Origin of the sequence: Limnohabitans rimovensis (SeqCode), from assembly GCF_965234775.1 — a bacterium.
In the GTDB taxonomy this organism is placed as follows: domain Bacteria; phylum Pseudomonadota; class Gammaproteobacteria; order Burkholderiales; family Burkholderiaceae_C; genus Limnohabitans; species Limnohabitans rimovensis.
Genome location: NZ_OZ248567.1, coordinates 109,668 through 123,935, shown reverse-complemented (window position 1 = coordinate 123,935; position 14,268 = coordinate 109,668). Strand labels below are relative to the sequence as shown.

13 protein-coding genes are annotated in these 14,268 nt (G+C 58.5%); 7 read left to right on the top strand and 6 right to left on the bottom strand.

Annotated elements, in window-relative coordinates; genetic code table 11:
- Positions 1 to 12: 12 nt before the first annotated feature.
- Both istB and istA read right to left on the bottom strand, forming a co-directional pair.
- The gene (istB, locus tag AC8GFZ_RS12555) at positions 13 to 822 is read right to left on the bottom strand and encodes an IS21-like element helper ATPase IstB (protein WP_506645207.1); all 810 of its coding nucleotides are present in this window, start codon (positions 820 to 822) and stop codon (positions 13 to 15) included.
- Positions 812 to 2,323 (bottom strand): IS21 family transposase, encoded by a 1,512-nt coding sequence (gene istA, locus AC8GFZ_RS12550; RefSeq protein WP_506645206.1) that lies wholly within the window; start codon positions 2,321 to 2,323, stop codon positions 812 to 814. Before istA ends, istB begins: the two co-directional genes overlap by 11 nt.
- A gap of 147 nt (positions 2,324 to 2,470) precedes the next feature.
- Here istA and AC8GFZ_RS12545 point away from each other — a divergent pair, with 147 nt between their 5' ends.
- Both AC8GFZ_RS12545 and AC8GFZ_RS12540 read left to right on the top strand, forming a co-directional pair.
- Entirely contained in the window at positions 2,471 to 4,243 is a 1,773-nt protein-coding gene (locus AC8GFZ_RS12545) for an SPM autocatalytic domain-containing protein (RefSeq protein WP_506645237.1), read from the top strand.
- 103 nt (positions 4,244 to 4,346) lie between these two features.
- A complete protein-coding gene (locus AC8GFZ_RS12540; protein WP_506645236.1) occupies positions 4,347 to 5,351 on the top strand; it encodes a hypothetical protein in 1,005 nt (334 codons plus the stop codon).
- Between the two features lie 28 nt (positions 5,352 to 5,379).
- On the opposite strand, the gene AC8GFZ_RS12535 is transcribed toward AC8GFZ_RS12540, so the two are convergent.
- Positions 5,380 to 6,243 carry a hypothetical protein gene (locus AC8GFZ_RS12535; RefSeq protein WP_506645235.1) on the bottom strand — a complete coding sequence of 288 codons (864 nt, stop codon included), beginning with the start codon at positions 6,241 to 6,243 and terminating at the stop codon, positions 5,380 to 5,382.
- A 168-nt stretch (positions 6,244 to 6,411) separates the two neighbouring features.
- On the opposite strand from AC8GFZ_RS12535, the gene AC8GFZ_RS12530 reads away from it, so the two are divergent.
- The 3 genes from AC8GFZ_RS12530 to AC8GFZ_RS12520 are packed head-to-tail and all read left to right on the top strand — an operon-like array spanning position 6,412 to position 9,347.
- Positions 6,412 to 7,299, top strand: a complete 888-nt coding sequence (locus tag AC8GFZ_RS12530; protein ID WP_506645234.1) for an NAD-dependent epimerase/dehydratase family protein — start codon at positions 6,412 to 6,414, stop codon at positions 7,297 to 7,299.
- Positions 7,251 to 8,576 (top strand): class I SAM-dependent methyltransferase, encoded by a 1,326-nt coding sequence (locus AC8GFZ_RS12525; protein ID WP_506645233.1) that lies wholly within the window; start codon positions 7,251 to 7,253, stop codon positions 8,574 to 8,576. Before AC8GFZ_RS12530 ends, AC8GFZ_RS12525 begins: the two co-directional genes overlap by 49 nt.
- Before the next feature lie 3 nt (positions 8,577 to 8,579).
- Positions 8,580 to 9,347, top strand: coding sequence for a glycosyltransferase family 2 protein (locus tag AC8GFZ_RS12520; RefSeq protein ID WP_506645232.1), 768 nt, complete (start codon positions 8,580 to 8,582; stop codon positions 9,345 to 9,347).
- A 31-nt stretch (positions 9,348 to 9,378) separates the two neighbouring features.
- Here the strand turns inward: AC8GFZ_RS12520 and AC8GFZ_RS12515 are convergent, their stop codons facing one another.
- A complete protein-coding gene (locus AC8GFZ_RS12515) occupies positions 9,379 to 10,269 on the bottom strand; it encodes a LysR family transcriptional regulator (RefSeq protein WP_506645231.1) in 891 nt (296 codons plus the stop codon).
- A gap of 93 nt (positions 10,270 to 10,362) precedes the next feature.
- Between AC8GFZ_RS12515 and AC8GFZ_RS12510 the strand changes: the two genes are divergently transcribed.
- Positions 10,363 to 11,376, top strand: coding sequence for a sodium-dependent bicarbonate transport family permease (locus tag AC8GFZ_RS12510; RefSeq protein ID WP_506645230.1), 1,014 nt, complete (start codon positions 10,363 to 10,365; stop codon positions 11,374 to 11,376).
- A gap of 5 nt (positions 11,377 to 11,381) precedes the next feature.
- On the top strand, positions 11,382 to 12,221 hold the full coding sequence (locus AC8GFZ_RS12505) for a DUF6671 family protein (protein WP_506645229.1): 840 nt from the start codon (positions 11,382 to 11,384) through the stop codon (positions 12,219 to 12,221).
- A 63-nt stretch (positions 12,222 to 12,284) separates the two neighbouring features.
- Here the strand turns inward: AC8GFZ_RS12505 and AC8GFZ_RS12500 are convergent, their stop codons facing one another.
- Positions 12,285 to 13,223: a fumarylacetoacetate hydrolase family protein gene (locus AC8GFZ_RS12500; protein ID WP_506645228.1), complete on the bottom strand. Its 939-nt coding sequence runs from the start codon at positions 13,221 to 13,223 to the stop codon at positions 12,285 to 12,287.
- A gap of 16 nt (positions 13,224 to 13,239) precedes the next feature.
- Positions 13,240 to 14,232 (bottom strand): ABC transporter substrate-binding protein, encoded by a 993-nt coding sequence (locus tag AC8GFZ_RS12495; protein ID WP_506645227.1) that lies wholly within the window; start codon positions 14,230 to 14,232, stop codon positions 13,240 to 13,242.
- Positions 14,233 to 14,268: the final 36 nt, after the last annotated feature.

Sequence of the window (14,268 nt, the reverse complement as noted above, 5' to 3'; positions counted from 1 at the left end):
ATGGTTTTTCTCTTACTCAGTTGTGGATAAGTCTAATGGTATTGAGGGTTCGGTTGTTCCTTTCTTGGGTTTGGCTTTGGGTGTTTTGACTTGAGCACTTGAATTTCTGAATCTCCAGCTCTGATTGCCCGTTTCCACAATGTGACAGTGATGGGTAAGTCTATCGAGCAGCGCTGTTGTCATCTTTGCGTCTCCAAACACGCTGGCCCACTCCGAGAAGTTCAGGTTTGTCGTGATGACCACGCTGGTGCGCTCATACAGCTTGGAGAGCAAGTGAAACAGCAGTGCCCCTCCTGACTGGGTAAAGGGTAAGTAGCCCATCTCATCCAGGATCACCATATCAACGTACATCAGCTTACTGGCTAGATTACCCCCCTTGCCCTGCGATTTCTCCAGTTCAAGCATGTTGACTAACTCTACTGTTGAGAAGAAGCGAACCCGTTTGCTGTGCACTCGAATGGCCTCTATGCCAATACTTGTTGCCAGATGTGTCTTCCCAGTGCCAGGGCCCCCAACAAAGATGACGTTTTGGGCTGACTCTATGAATTTCATACTGTGCAACTCCCGCACCAGCGTCTCATCGACCTGCGCCTCATCGAACGTAAAGCCAGTCAAATCTCGGTGCGCCGGGAATCTGGCAGCTCTCATTTGATAAGCTGTTGACCTCATATCCCGATACCCACTTTCTGCCTTGAGCAGCTGGTTCATCAATGTCTCATGGTCGAGAGACTTCAGGCGTGCAGTTCCAAGCACTTCTGGCCACGCACTAGCCATGCCATGCAAACTCATCCCCTTCAAGGCGGCAACAACATCATTCGACATGGTCGCCTCCCTTGTTCGGTCGCAAGGCGTCATAACGATGGACATTGGCTTGAGATGGATCAACCAGTTCAATGCCTACCGCAAGCTCCTGAACTTGCTTCGATGGCTCTTGTAGGCGTGACAAGATATTGAGAATGTGCTCTGCGCTAACCCGCCCAGCTTGTAATGCCAACTCAACGGCTACGAGAACGGGCTCTATGCCATGCAAAGTGACAGCGCTGAGTACTTTAGCCATCACCCGATCACCCCCTGGGTGCTTCAGAAGCTGACGCTGTAACTCCAGCAAAGGTTCAGGCATTGTTTTGAAGGGGGCTCCATTGCGTAATGCACCAGGCTTTCTCTCAACCAGGCTGATGTAGTGCGTCCAGTCGTAGATCGTTTGATCCCGCTCAAAGCTCCTTTTGAGAGTGACACACTCCCCATCAGCAGCCACAACCAGCAAATGGGCCGGGTAGATCCGTAGACTCACGGTACTGTTGAGCCACTCGCAAGGCACGCTGTAGCGATTGCGTTGGTAGTGAATCAAAGATGTCGGTGAGACCAGTACAGGTTGTTCGATGTAGCCGTTAAACGGTGTCGGGCATGGCATCAAGCGAACCTGTTCGTCTTGCCAGATATCTGCCACCGTCAATTCAGGCCATTCAGGGTGTTTCATCTCCTGCCATGTCGTCAGGCAAGCCTCACGAACCCAAGCATTCAACTCATCCAAACTGACCCATCGTCGCTCGCCAACCTCACGCCAGATACCTCTTCGGCGATCCTGAACGTTCTTCTCAACAATGCCTTTCTCCCAGCCTGCCGCTCGGTTGCAGAATTCAGGCTCGAAGAGATAGTGCCCTGTCATTGACTCAAAGCGAGCATTGATGCTGCGCTGCTTGCCAGCCCCAACCTTGTCTACCGCGGTCTTCATATTGTCGTAAATGCCACGCTTTGGAATCCCTCCAAATATCTCAAAGGCTCGCGCGTGAGCATCGAACAGCATCTCGTGAGACTGGGCGTAATACGCCACCATCACAAATGCTCGACTTGCTGCCAGCTTGACGTGCGCCACCTCCAACCGTCTGCGTAGCCCCTCGATAACGGCGTACTCGCAGCTCCAGTCAAATTGAAACGCCTCCCCAAGCTCATAGCTCATCGGGACGAATCCAGCATTCCTTGGCTTGTGAATTTGTGCTTCACGCCAGTACTTGCAGAACTCATACACCGGCCCCCGCGAGCCGCTATAGCCCAAAGCACGAATTGCCTCAAATAACGCTTTGGTAGTTCGACGCTCCCGTTTGCCTCTGTGGGCATCGGTCTTGAGCCAGTTAATCAACTGCTCTTTATAGGCGTCAAGAATGGACTCTGAAGTTGCCCGCTTAGGGTACTTGGGCTCAGCCATCTCATTCATAGCCAGCCAACGAGTCGCAGTGTTACGGGCAATTCCAAGCTTCTTGGATGCCTCGCGTACCGATAGCCCATCTCGATGGACCATGCGGCGCAATTTACTCAGTGTTCCCACGTTAATCACTCCAGTGCACTCCCGCCTAAAAAATAAGCAGAACATGCGGTTAACGTGGCTCAAATTTCGACGTGAATTCGCCTCAGAATGGCTCAGTTTTCAAAATGAATCAACACCCAGGTCACCGCGCTCGATGGCGGTGGCTATGTGCTGACTTGGCGCACCACCGATCAGGGTGTGGTTATTTTTGTGCAGGCCTTCGACGCCATTGGCAACGCGAGCGGTGACATAAATCGCCTGCAAAGCCCAACCGGTCTCGATGAAGGCATCCCAGCGGTCACGGCGCTCAGCGATGGCGGCTATGTGGTCAGCTGGTCGGGCGTCACGCCAAGCATCAGTCAAGAGATTTTTGTGCAGCGCTACAACGCGCAGTCGCAGGCTGTGGGCAGCGTGGCGCAACTCTCCGGTGTGGTGGGTGAGACCGACAACATCTTGCCCACCAGCTGCGCCTTGGCCGATGGCGGCTACGCGCTGGCCTGGGCCGGCTCGACCTCAGACGGTCAAGGCTTCGACGTGTTTGTTCAGCGTTTCAGCAGTACCAACGCGGCCGAGGGTAGCGTGCAGCGCTTGCAGGGGCTGCCCGGGGCACTCAACGTTCTCAAGACCAAACTGACGTCCCTGAGCGATGGTGGATTTGTGCTCAGCTGGACCGAGCAAATCGACAACAGCTATGACTATGACGTATTTACCCAGCGCTTTGACGCGCAGGGTTCAAAGGCAAGCTACACGCAGCACCAACTGTCGGGGGTGGCCGGTGCGTGGGATGACCCATGGAATGTGTTGGCCCTGCCGTCAGGCCGGTATGTGGTGGCTTGGAACGATTGGACCCTCGGGTCTGGCTCACCGGGCAAGAACATTTGCCTGCAAATGTATGACGACCAAGACCAAGCGATCGGTGGCGTCGCCCGTTTGCAAGGCACCGAGGGCCTCTTTGCTGATTTCGGCTTACCCCAGCTCGCCGCCCTGGCCGATGGCGGCTATGTGGTGTCGTTTGTTGGCTACATGATCAACGATTACGCTTTGGATGTCTTTGCCCAGCGCTTTGATGCCAATGGCTTGCCCGTGGTGGACAGTCAGGCACCGGTGGTGATCGACCTCAACCGCGACGGCGTGCTCAGCTACAGCCAAGCGGTGATCGACGTCAATCGCGACGGCCAGCTTGATCACAGCGCCTGGGTGGCCCCGCAAGATGGCTTGTTGGTGTGGGACAAGTTCCACGACGGCCGCGTGCACGACGCCAGCCAATATGTGTTTTCACAGGGCGAGGGCCAAACCGACTTGCAAGGCCTGGCCGCGCAGTTTGACACCCACCGTGATGGCGTGTTCAACGCCAAAGACGCTTTGTTCAATGAGTTTTCGGTGTGGCAAGACAGCAACCAAAACGGCGTGAGCGACGCGGGCGAGATGCGCAGCTTGGCCGACGTGGGCCTGACCGCCATCAAGCTGCAAAGCGACGGCGTGACCCGCCAAAGCGCCCCCGGTGTGCACGAGGCTGGCCGCAGCAGCGCCACGGCCAGCGACGGCAGCAGCGTGGTGGTGGGCGACGTGGGCTTTGCCTTCACCAGCCTCACCAGCGTGGCCGCCAGCAGCGCCAGCCAAGGCCAAATCAACCTGGCCAGCGACACCAGCGCCAACCTGCTGCAACTGCGTTTACAAGACCTGCTGGCCCTGCCCGAGCAAAACGGGTTTAACACCAGCAACACCCAAGCCATCAGCGGCACACCGCTGGCGGCCGGGGCACGCCAACTGATGATCACTGGCGACAAAACCGACGTGGTCAAGCTCGATGCCAACACCTGGAGCGCCAGCAACACCGTCATCGCCCATGCCGGCCACCAATATCAGGTCTACACCGCCAACAACAGCCACGCCCAGTTGCTGATCGACCAAACCATCATCAACGCGGGGCATGTGTTGTGAGGGCTGGTAAAACACCCGCAGCCGATCCGCACGTCAAAGCCTAAAGCCACTGGGCTTGACGTGCATCAAGCCGCGACCGCTCTCCAGCACCTAAGCTGGCGACATGTATTTGTTTACCATTCCCCGGTTGAGGCCAACCATACGGCACGCCCTGGGGCGAAACTTGGCGCTGGCCTTGATCAGCTGGGGCGCCATCGGCATGCCCGCTATGGCGATTGAAAAAATCACCTTGTGGCCGACCATTTTGTTTTTGCGCGGCCAAGACCTGTGCCAGTTTCAAGATGCCTACGGCAAAAGCCGCAATGAGCTGGCCATGCAGGCCACGGGGCAACTCAAAGAGTTGCTCTACACCGGCGTGGCCTCGCGCGATGCGCTCGAGGTTTTGGTGGTGATCGATGGCTTGATCGATAAAAACCGCGCCCAAGCCACCCAAGGGCAGGGCATGGACATCACCTTGGAAGCCACACTCAAAGCGGGGATTGACGCGGTCTCGCGCGGCGTCAACCCCGAAAACACGCGCCTGGAGTTTGCCAACAACACGCCGGTGATTGACCTGATCAACGCCTTGAAACAAGGCAAACGGTTTGACACGCCAGACTTGCAGCAAATGTCCCGGGTCAAGGGCTTTGCTTGGGGCACCTACAGCTTTGCACCCAGCTGCCGGGGCGATTTGCTGGTCACCCTGCATGTGGTTTTGCCACGCGGCGAAACGGTGAACTTTCAGGCCCAGGGCCGGCCCGAGCAGGTGATGTCGGCCATCGCACTGCAAATGGTGCGGCACTTTCAGCGCACCAGTTTCCCGACCTTGATCAGCATGGGCGACAAATTCATTGTCTTGGTCGGCGCACCGGGCACCTCGATCAACACCGCACCCACAGCCAAGGTGGCCGAGCAAGCCTGCAAAGCCATCAAAGCGCGCTTGCCCACCGAAAGTGAATACGACTTTTTGTCGATATTGGGCGACTGGAACGGCGGCGTCTCGCTGGGCCAGCAAATGTGGGCCTTGGCTAACAACCACATCATGTCGCCCAACACCCGCAACCCATCGCCGGTGCGCCACCCCGAAGAGATCAACGCCACGGAATTGTCTTTTTACTGCGTGCGCTGAGCCCCGGTCTGGCCTTCAGCGCGCGCCATCAACCTCCGGTGTCGACCTCGTCAAAGTTGGCATATTCCTCATAGGCCAGTGAGGCCACAAAGGTCAAGCCTTGGCCAACCTTGGACGCGCGATCGCGCCAGATCGTCATATTGGGGTTGTACTTCGCCGTTTCCTTGACGCAGCACCATTGGGTGCAGCCCGCATGAAACGGCAGCACTTCTTCGCTCTGGAATGCACTGGTCCACAAGTGGGTTTTCATGGCCAGCTCTTTGGCCACCCCTTTCTTTAGGCCAATCAAGCCATTGCTGGGTTGCATGCCATCGGTCGGGTTTTTGAGGCCAGTCTCCACCTGGTTGAGCCACTCCTTGACCAGCGCCGTGGCCGCATTCAACTCCTCGAGCTTGCCTTTGAGTTTGTCCACGCGCCGATTGGTTTGCTCGATTTGGTAGGCCATGGCGTAGTAGTGGTCACACATGCGCTCGGCATAGGGCACGGCATTGAAGGCCTGCGTGGCTTTTTCCAGCGTTTTGTATTCTTCGTCCACCTTCCAACGGAATCTATCGAGCTCGTCGATGCTCAAGTCTTTGAGCGTGAATTTGGCTTTGTCAGCCAGCGTGCCATTTTTGATTTTTTCTTGACGCCGATCGCCCCGAAGTTTGCCGTCGATCTTGTCCACAATGGCGCTGGCCAGGTTGCCCACGATCGGCACTGGCACCAGGCTCAAGGCGGCTTGGCCGACCGACTTCAACACCGACAGGCCTTTGCTGGCTGCCGACCCCTTGCTGCTGGTGGCGCTTCTGAATGCGTGCAAGGACCCCGAGTGCCAAATCCGGGACCCGATGCCTTTATCGTTCACCTCGTCGCTGGCTTGTTTGAAAATATCGGCATTGAAGTTGCTCATTGACCCGTCCTTCGTGGTTCCGTCGCCCAACACATGGGCCCTATCGTAATCGCAATTTTTTCAATATTGGTGTTTTGTGCGGTTCGCAAGCCTGGGCGCAACCGGGCAGTTGGGCATAATTCTTCAACCTCGTATCAGCCCAGTGGGTGATGCGCACCCCAGTACCGCATGACCCCCCAACCTTCCAGCCCCCGTGTGTTGCTCATTGGCGCAGGCTATATCGGTGCCTATTTGGCGCAGCGCCTGCGCCAAAATGGCGTGGCCTTGCAGGTCTGCGATCGCCAGGATTTGCCCGGTGTGGACCTGGCCTTGGATTACGACTTCCTGAGCGCGGCCCAATTGGCCCCCTTCAGCCATGTGCTGTGGTTTGCAGGGCATGCCAGCGTGGCCCAGTCGGTGGCCGATCCGCTGGCGGCCGCGCGCAACAACTGCACCCACCTGTTTGAGTTGACCCAGCGCTTGGCGGCGCACACCCATTTCATTTACGCCAGCACTGCCAGCCTGTACTCCAGCGACGCGATGGCACCCCGGCCCGCCTTGGCGTCGGACCTGATCCACCCCGGCAGCAATGCCTATGACACTTCCAAGTTTGCGTTTGACTATTTGGCCAAAGGCTTTTTGCGCGGCTTCACCGGCCTGCGCATGGGCACGCTGTGCGGGTTTTCGCCCCGGCTGCGGCCCGAGTTGATCTTCAACCAAATGAACATCACTGCCTTGCGCGACAAGGTGGTGCGGGTGGCCAACCCAGAGCGCCACCGCAGCATTTTGTTTTTGAGTGACCTGTACCAAGTGGTGCGCGCCTGCTTGGCCTTGCCCCAAGCGGTGAACGGCTTTTTAAACCTGGCCAGCCTGAACCTGAGCATTGGTGAGATCGCCCAGCGCATCGCCCACCACCACCGCGTGCCTGTTCAAATCATGCCGGACAGCCCCACTTACTCGTTCAACATGGACACGCTGCACGCACAACAGGTGTTGCAGTGGCGCTTCGACACCGACCTGTCGGCCCAATGCGCCGCCTTCACCCAAGCCTGGCAAAGCCCAGCGCCGGCACCATGACCGATGCGCCACCTGCGCCCGCGCTGACCGACTGCCAGCCCGTGTGGCGCTGCTTGGCTTGCGACCATGCTGGCTTGTCCTTGGTGCTGGACCTGGGCTCGCAAACCCTGGCCAACGACTACCTGCCCCAGGCCAGCGATTCAGCGCCGCGCTACCCCTTGGCGTTGAACCATTGCCCAGCCTGCGGCCACGGACAGTTGAGCCACTTTGTGTCGCCTGAGCGTTTGTTTGGTCACTACCTGTATGCCAGCGGCACCAGCCAAACTTTGTTGCGCTACTTTGACTGGTTTGCCCAGGCCTGCCTCAGCGTGGTCCCTGCGGGGGCGCGCGTGTTGGACATTGCCTCCAACGACGGCAGTTTGCTCCAAGCCCTGAAGGCCGCTGGCTTTGATGTGCTGGGCATCGACCCGGCGCGCAATTTGGCACACGCTGCGCAACAACGCGGGCTGCCCACGCTGTGTGACTTTTGGCCCAGCGAACAGCTCGCCCCAGAAGCGCGGTTTGAGCTGATCATGGGCCAAAATGTGCTGGCCCACACGCCCACGCCGCACGCGTTTTTGCAAGCCGTGCAACGCCACTTGCGCCCCACGGGCCTGTGCCTGATCCAAACCTCGCAGGCCCAGATGCTCGATCACGGCGAGTTCGACACCATCTACCACGAGCACCATTCCTTCTTCACCCCCCGCTCCATGGCGGTGTTGGCCCAGCGCAGCGGCTTGGCCCTGCGCGCGGTGCACCGGGTGGCGATCCATGGCAACAGTTGGCTGTTTGTGCTGAGCCACCCGGGTGCCAGCGGGGTCGCGACCGGGGCTTGGGATGCGCCCCCGTTTGGCATGGGTGCCTTGTCCGCGCCAGAGCTGCAAGCGTTGCAAGCCCCTGCACCCGATGCAAACACATTGGCCCAAACCTATGCCCGCTTTCGCGATCAGGCCCTGGCGCGCATCCAAGCGGTGCAGGACCACATCGCCCAGCACAAGGCCCAGGGCCTGCGCATTTGTTTTGTCGGTGCGGCGGCCAAAGCGGTGGTGTTCATGCAGGCGGCAGGCATCGTGCCCGAGGCCATCTTGGACGAAGCGCCCCTGAAAATTGGCCAATTCATCCCCGGCCTGCCCACGCCTGTGCAGGCCTTCACCGATGTGGTGGACATGCAAGGTGCGTGTTTGTTTGTGATCGCGGCGTGGAATTTTCGCGCTGAAATCGAAGCCAAAATCCGCCGCTTGCGCCCCAGCGGTGGCGACGTGTTTTTGTGCTACTTTCCCCAGGTGGAGATCAGCTGACCCATGCGCACCGTCATCACCCACTTCTACAACGAAGCCTATATGCTGCCCTGGTGGCTGCAACACCATGCACCGATGTTTGACCACGGGGTGTTGATCAACCACGGCTCCAGCGACGACTCGGTGGCCATTTGCAAAGCCTTGGTGCCGCATTGGGAGGTGGTGGACACATTCAACCCCAGCTTTGACGCCCTGATGGTGGACTTTGAGGTCATGCACCATGAACGCTTGCACCCGGGCTGGAAAATCGCTTTGAATGTGTCGGAGTTTTTGGTCTGCGCCGACCTGCCCGCTTTGGAGCGTGATGTGGCCAAGGCCGGTTTTCAGGGCGTGCGGCTGCATGGTGCGGTGATGGTCGATGTCGAGCCCGATCGCGTGCCCGACCCGGCGCTGCCGCTCTACGCCCAAAAGCACCACGGTTTTTTAGAGCGCCAGTTCGACCATGCCCGCGTGGGCCTGCCCTGGTACACCCGGGCCATGCGCAGCCGTCTCTACCACTGCGCCACCATTGGGGCTTATTCGGTGGGGCGACACCAGACGCAACTGCCTTTGGTGGGTGAAATCCAAGACGGGGCCTATGTGCTGTGGTATGGGTTTTCGCCGTGGAACGAGCGCTTTATCCAGCGCAAACTCGCCTTCGCCCCCAAGGTCTCGGCCACCGACCGGCAAGTGGGTTTTGGCTGGCAGCATTTGATCGGCGCCGAGCAAATGGCCCAGCAACACCATGAGATGCTGCCCCACGCGAAAGACCTGCGCAGCGTGCTGATCTGAAAGTCGCCTGCGTGGCCTTCAAGGCCGGGTCTTAAGCAGATGCGTCTTGCATCAAATGCGCTTGAAATGCCAAGGCCACCGGTGACAGACGCTTGGCCTTGGGGCACACCAAATGCCATTGCGAATGCAGGGGAAACCCCCGCACATTCAACACCACCAAACCCTGGCTTTGCGGCTTGGCGCCCAAGGCGTGGCTGGAGATGACCGACAAACCCAAGCCGCCGGCCACCGCCTCTTTGATCGCCTCGTTGCTGCCCAAGGCCATGCGCACCATCGGCTCGAATCGGTTTTTTTTGAAATGCCGATCCACCGCCATGCGCGTCCCCGAGCCCTTTTCACGCAGAATGAATTTTTCTGTTTTGAGCGATGACAAGCTCAAGGTCGTCAAATGCCGCCAGGGGTGGGATTTGGCGGCAATCACGACCAATGGATTCGGTCGAAACACCTGGTCTTGCAAGGCCATGTCGGCCGGTGGCATGGACATGATGTACAAGTCGTCCATGTTGTCGCGCAAACGCGCCACCACCCCATCGCGGTTCAGCACTTCCAGTGACACTTCAACATCTGGATAAAGCGCACAAAAACTGCCCACCTGGCGCGGCACGAAATACTTGGCCGTGCTGACCATGGACAAGCGCAGGCGACCGGTTTGATGCCCCTTGAGCGCAGACATGTGTTGCTCAAACGACTCCCACTCGGCCGAGATGGCACGCGCTGTTTGGGCCAAGGCTTCCCCCGCTTGCGTCAGGTGCACTTGGCGTGAAATCACCTCATACAAAGGCACGCCCACGGCTTGGGTGATTTCTTTCAATTGCATCGACGCCGTGGGCTGGGTGACATGGGTCGCTGCGGCGGCCGCGCCCACGCTGCCGGTATCGGCCAAGGCGCGCCACAAACGCAATTGCTTGAAGCTGATATTCATAAGATAAATATGATGTGAAAGTGTATAAAAATCAATTTTACTAATGCAGCACCAGCGCCTAGCATGAGCGGGTTTTCACCTTGAACGCTCTTCATGCACAGCCTGCTCGACCCCGCCATCATGTTTTTTTTGCTCGGCATCTTGGCCGGCAGCGTCAAATCCAACTTGGAGATTCCTCCGCCGATTGCCAAATTTTTGGCCTTGTACCTGTTGATGGCGGTGGGGCTCAAAGGCGGTTTCGCGCTCGACAAATCTGGCTTAGATGCATCGGTGGTGGTGCCCCTGCTGGCTTGTGTGGCCATGGCTTTTGTGGTGCCCATGATGGGCTATGCGGTGTTGCGCCGCATCACCGACCCGCTCAATGCCGCTGCCGTGGCGGCGGCCTATGGCTCGGTCAGCGCAGTCACCTTTGTCACCGCCACCCAATACCTGGATGCCCAAGGCATGGCATTTGGCGGGCACATGGCGGCGGCGATGGTGCTGATGGAAACGCCGGCCATTTTGTTGGCCCTGATTTGGGCGCGGCGCATCGCGCACCAACCAGCCACGCAGGCGCAGGCGCAGGCCACGCCGCACTCCAGCCCCGCCCTGGCAACACCCCAGGGCTTGGGCACGCAAGGCTGGGGGCACTGGCTGCGTGAATGTTTCACCGAAGGCGCGCAAATGCTGCTGCTGGGTGCTTTGTTGATTGGCTTTGTCAGCGGCGAAACCGGCCAAGCGATCATGCAGCCCTTCAGCGGTGATTTGTTCAAAGGCATGTTGGCGTTTTTTCTGCTCGACATGGGCGTGCAGGTGGCCAAAAACTTCAGCCATGCGCGCCAAGCGCCTGTGCTGTTGTGGGCTTATGCTTTGGTGGGTCCATTAATGCATGCAGGCATCGCACTGGCCTTGGCCGCTGCGTTGGATGTGCCGGTGCCCGATGCGGTGCTGCTGATGGTGCTCTCGGCCAGTGCCTCTTACATTGTGGTGCCTGCGGTGCTGCGCCATGCCATGCCGCAGGCCAACCCGGCGATTTACCTGGGCCTGTCCTTGGGCCTGACCTTCCCGTTCAACATCTTGTTGGGGATTCCTTTGTATGTCGAGTGGGCCCACTGGGCTTTGGGTTGATGACCATGCGCTATCAACAACAAACGGTGAGCTTTTTGACCATGCACGGCAAAGAGCGGGTGATTGCGCCGGTGTTGGCGCAGGCCTTGGGCTGCCAGGTGTGTCGGGTCGACGGTTTTGATACCGACAGCCTGGGCAGCTTCAGCCGCGAGATACCCCGCTTGACCAGTGCCTTGGACACCTGTCGGCGCAAGGCCGAGGTGGGCATGGGCTTGGCCCGCACATCATTGGGTTTGGCCAGCGAAGGTACGTTCAATACCGATCCATGGTCAGGCTTGTTGCCGTGGAATGTCGAAATCCTGGTGTTCATCGACCACACCCATGGCTGGGAAGTGGTGGGCACGGCGCAAGGCCCAGCGCACAACCACCAGATCACGGCCAACGATTGGCCCAGCTTGCTTTCATTTGCGCACCAACATGGTTTTCCGGCGCACCAGTTGTGCCTGCGGCCCGACAACGCCCACGATCAACGGGTGATCAAAGGCGTGGACAGTTGGGAGGCTTTGGCGCACGCATTTCATCTTTGCCACGGCCTGTCGGCGCAGCGGCAAGTGCATGCCGAAAGTGAGTTGCGCGCATTTGGCAACCCCACCCGCATGGCTATGATTGAACGCGCCGCGCAAGATCTGGTGCAAAAAATCAGCCAAGACTGTCCCCAATGCCACAGCCCGGGCTATCAAGTGGTGTCACACCGCTCGGGCTTGCCTTGTGCGGCGTGTGGGCGGCCCACGCGCATGGCCACCCATGCGGTGTGGCGTTGCGCGCACTGCCAGCATTGCCAAGAGGTGGTTTTGGCCCAGGCCCGCAGCACCGACCCATCGCGGTGTGACCGATGCAACCCTTGAGTCAAAGCCCACCTGGCGCGCGGGTTGCGCACCAAGCGCTGGCCAGTGCCCAGGGCGCACCGTTTAAACCATGCTGTGGCTCAACTCACCAATGTCCTCAATCCACATCTTGATTTGGTCGCCGGGCTTCAAGAACAAGCGCCGGCCCATGCCCACGCCGGCGGGGGTGCCAGTGAGGATGAGGTCGCCAGGGTGCAAGGTGACGCGCGATGACAAGCCCGCGATTTGCTCGGCCACATCAAAGATCAGTTGGCTGGTGTGCGAGTCTTGCATCAGCTCGCCGTTGAGCCACAGCTTGAGCGCGAGTTGGTGCGGGTTTTTGATTTGCTCGCTGGGCACGATCCACGGACCCAGCGGGCAGGCACCATCAAAACACTTTTGCCCAATCCAGTCGATGTGAAACGGCATGGACTGGGGGATTTTGTCGCGCTTCATGAAGTCGCGCGCCGACAAGTCGTCGGCAATGGTGTAGCCCGCCACATAAGACAAGGCTTTGTTCACGGGAACGTTTTTGGCGGTCTTGCCGATCACGGCGACCAACTCGATCTCCCAATCGACCATCTTGGAACCGGCCGGCATCTTCACCTTGGCACCCGGCCCCACCACCGATGACGCACCGGTTTTGATGAAGTGCCAGGGCAGCTCGCCCATCTCTTTCATCGATGGGCCTTGGGGCTGGTTGAGCACCCGCGCCATCTCTTGCATGTGGTCGGTGTAGTTGGCCCCTGCGCAATAAATTTGCCCTGGGTAGAGCACTGGCGCGAGCAATTTGGTTTTTTTCAGCGGTGTGCCTTGGATGCGGGTTTTGCCCACATGCACCTTGGCTTCAAAAGCGGCCAAGGCTTTCTTGGCGGCAGCCCAATCGGCCAACAGCCCCAGCATATTGGCGTGGGCGGCCACGCCAGTGGCTTTTTGGGCGTCGTACACGGTGTCGCCCACCAACACACCCGCGCGGGGCAGTTTGTTGGCGCTGTAGCTCAGCAATTTATAGGTGGTTTTCATGCGAATGGCGCTGGTTTTAACGGGCGCGTTTCATGGCTTCGGTGTGAAAACTTGCGTCGTAATAGGGCGTGGGGTCGGTCAACACCTTTTTGGGCAGGCCATATTTGGAGCGCAGCAGCAGCGCAGTGCGGACCCCTTCCATGTCGATTTGGGCTTTTTTCTGAAACCCTTCTTTGGGTGACAGCAACACACCATAAGAGGTCTCTGCCGCTTGGCGTGTGGAATTGTTTTGATTTTTCAGAAAAATGCCAATCGCTTCTTCCTTGTTGGCGGGGTCATAGAGCCAATCCACAGCTTGTGAAAACGCGGCAATGTAGGCCACCACACTGTCGCGGTTGGCTTCGGCCCACGACTTGCGCGCGCCGCCCACCAGGCCCTGGTACTTGCCCAACACGTCGATGCCGCTGCCCAACACATTGAAACCACGCGCTTGAGCGGTGACTTCAAAAGGCGAAATCAACAAAGTGCCCGCGTGCTTTTTGTCCATCAATGACTGATAACGCTGCAACACACCGCCGGCGGCAGGGGTGGTGTAGTCGCGGTCTTTGACCAAGCCATTGCGCTCCAACATGTCGAGCAACACAAAGGCATAGCCGGTGGTCAAGGCATCCACCGACACCTCTTTGCCGCGCAAATCCGCATAGGTCTTGACCTCGGGGACGGTGACCAAGCGCAAAAAGCCGGTGTCGCCGCCCATGAAGGCAAACAAATCTGGGCCCAAGGCGGCGCCTTGGCCTTCGCGGTAGGCTATCAGGTTGTCAATGGCGGTCATGGCAATGTCAAACTTGCCTTCGATCAAACCGGTGAGCTGAAAGGTGGAGTTGGGCGTGGGCGTGACCTTCACATCCAAGCCTTGGCGGGTGAACAAACCCTTGTCTTGTGCGACCCAAACGGGCCAATTGAAGCCGCCAGGGAAGACGATGAGGTTGACGGGCTTGAGGTTTTGCGCAAGGCTCAGGCCACTGATGCAAAACAGCAGCGCGGCCAGAATGGGGCGAAAGAATTTCATCATGGATTTCTCGATTTAAATTGAAGTGAAGAAATG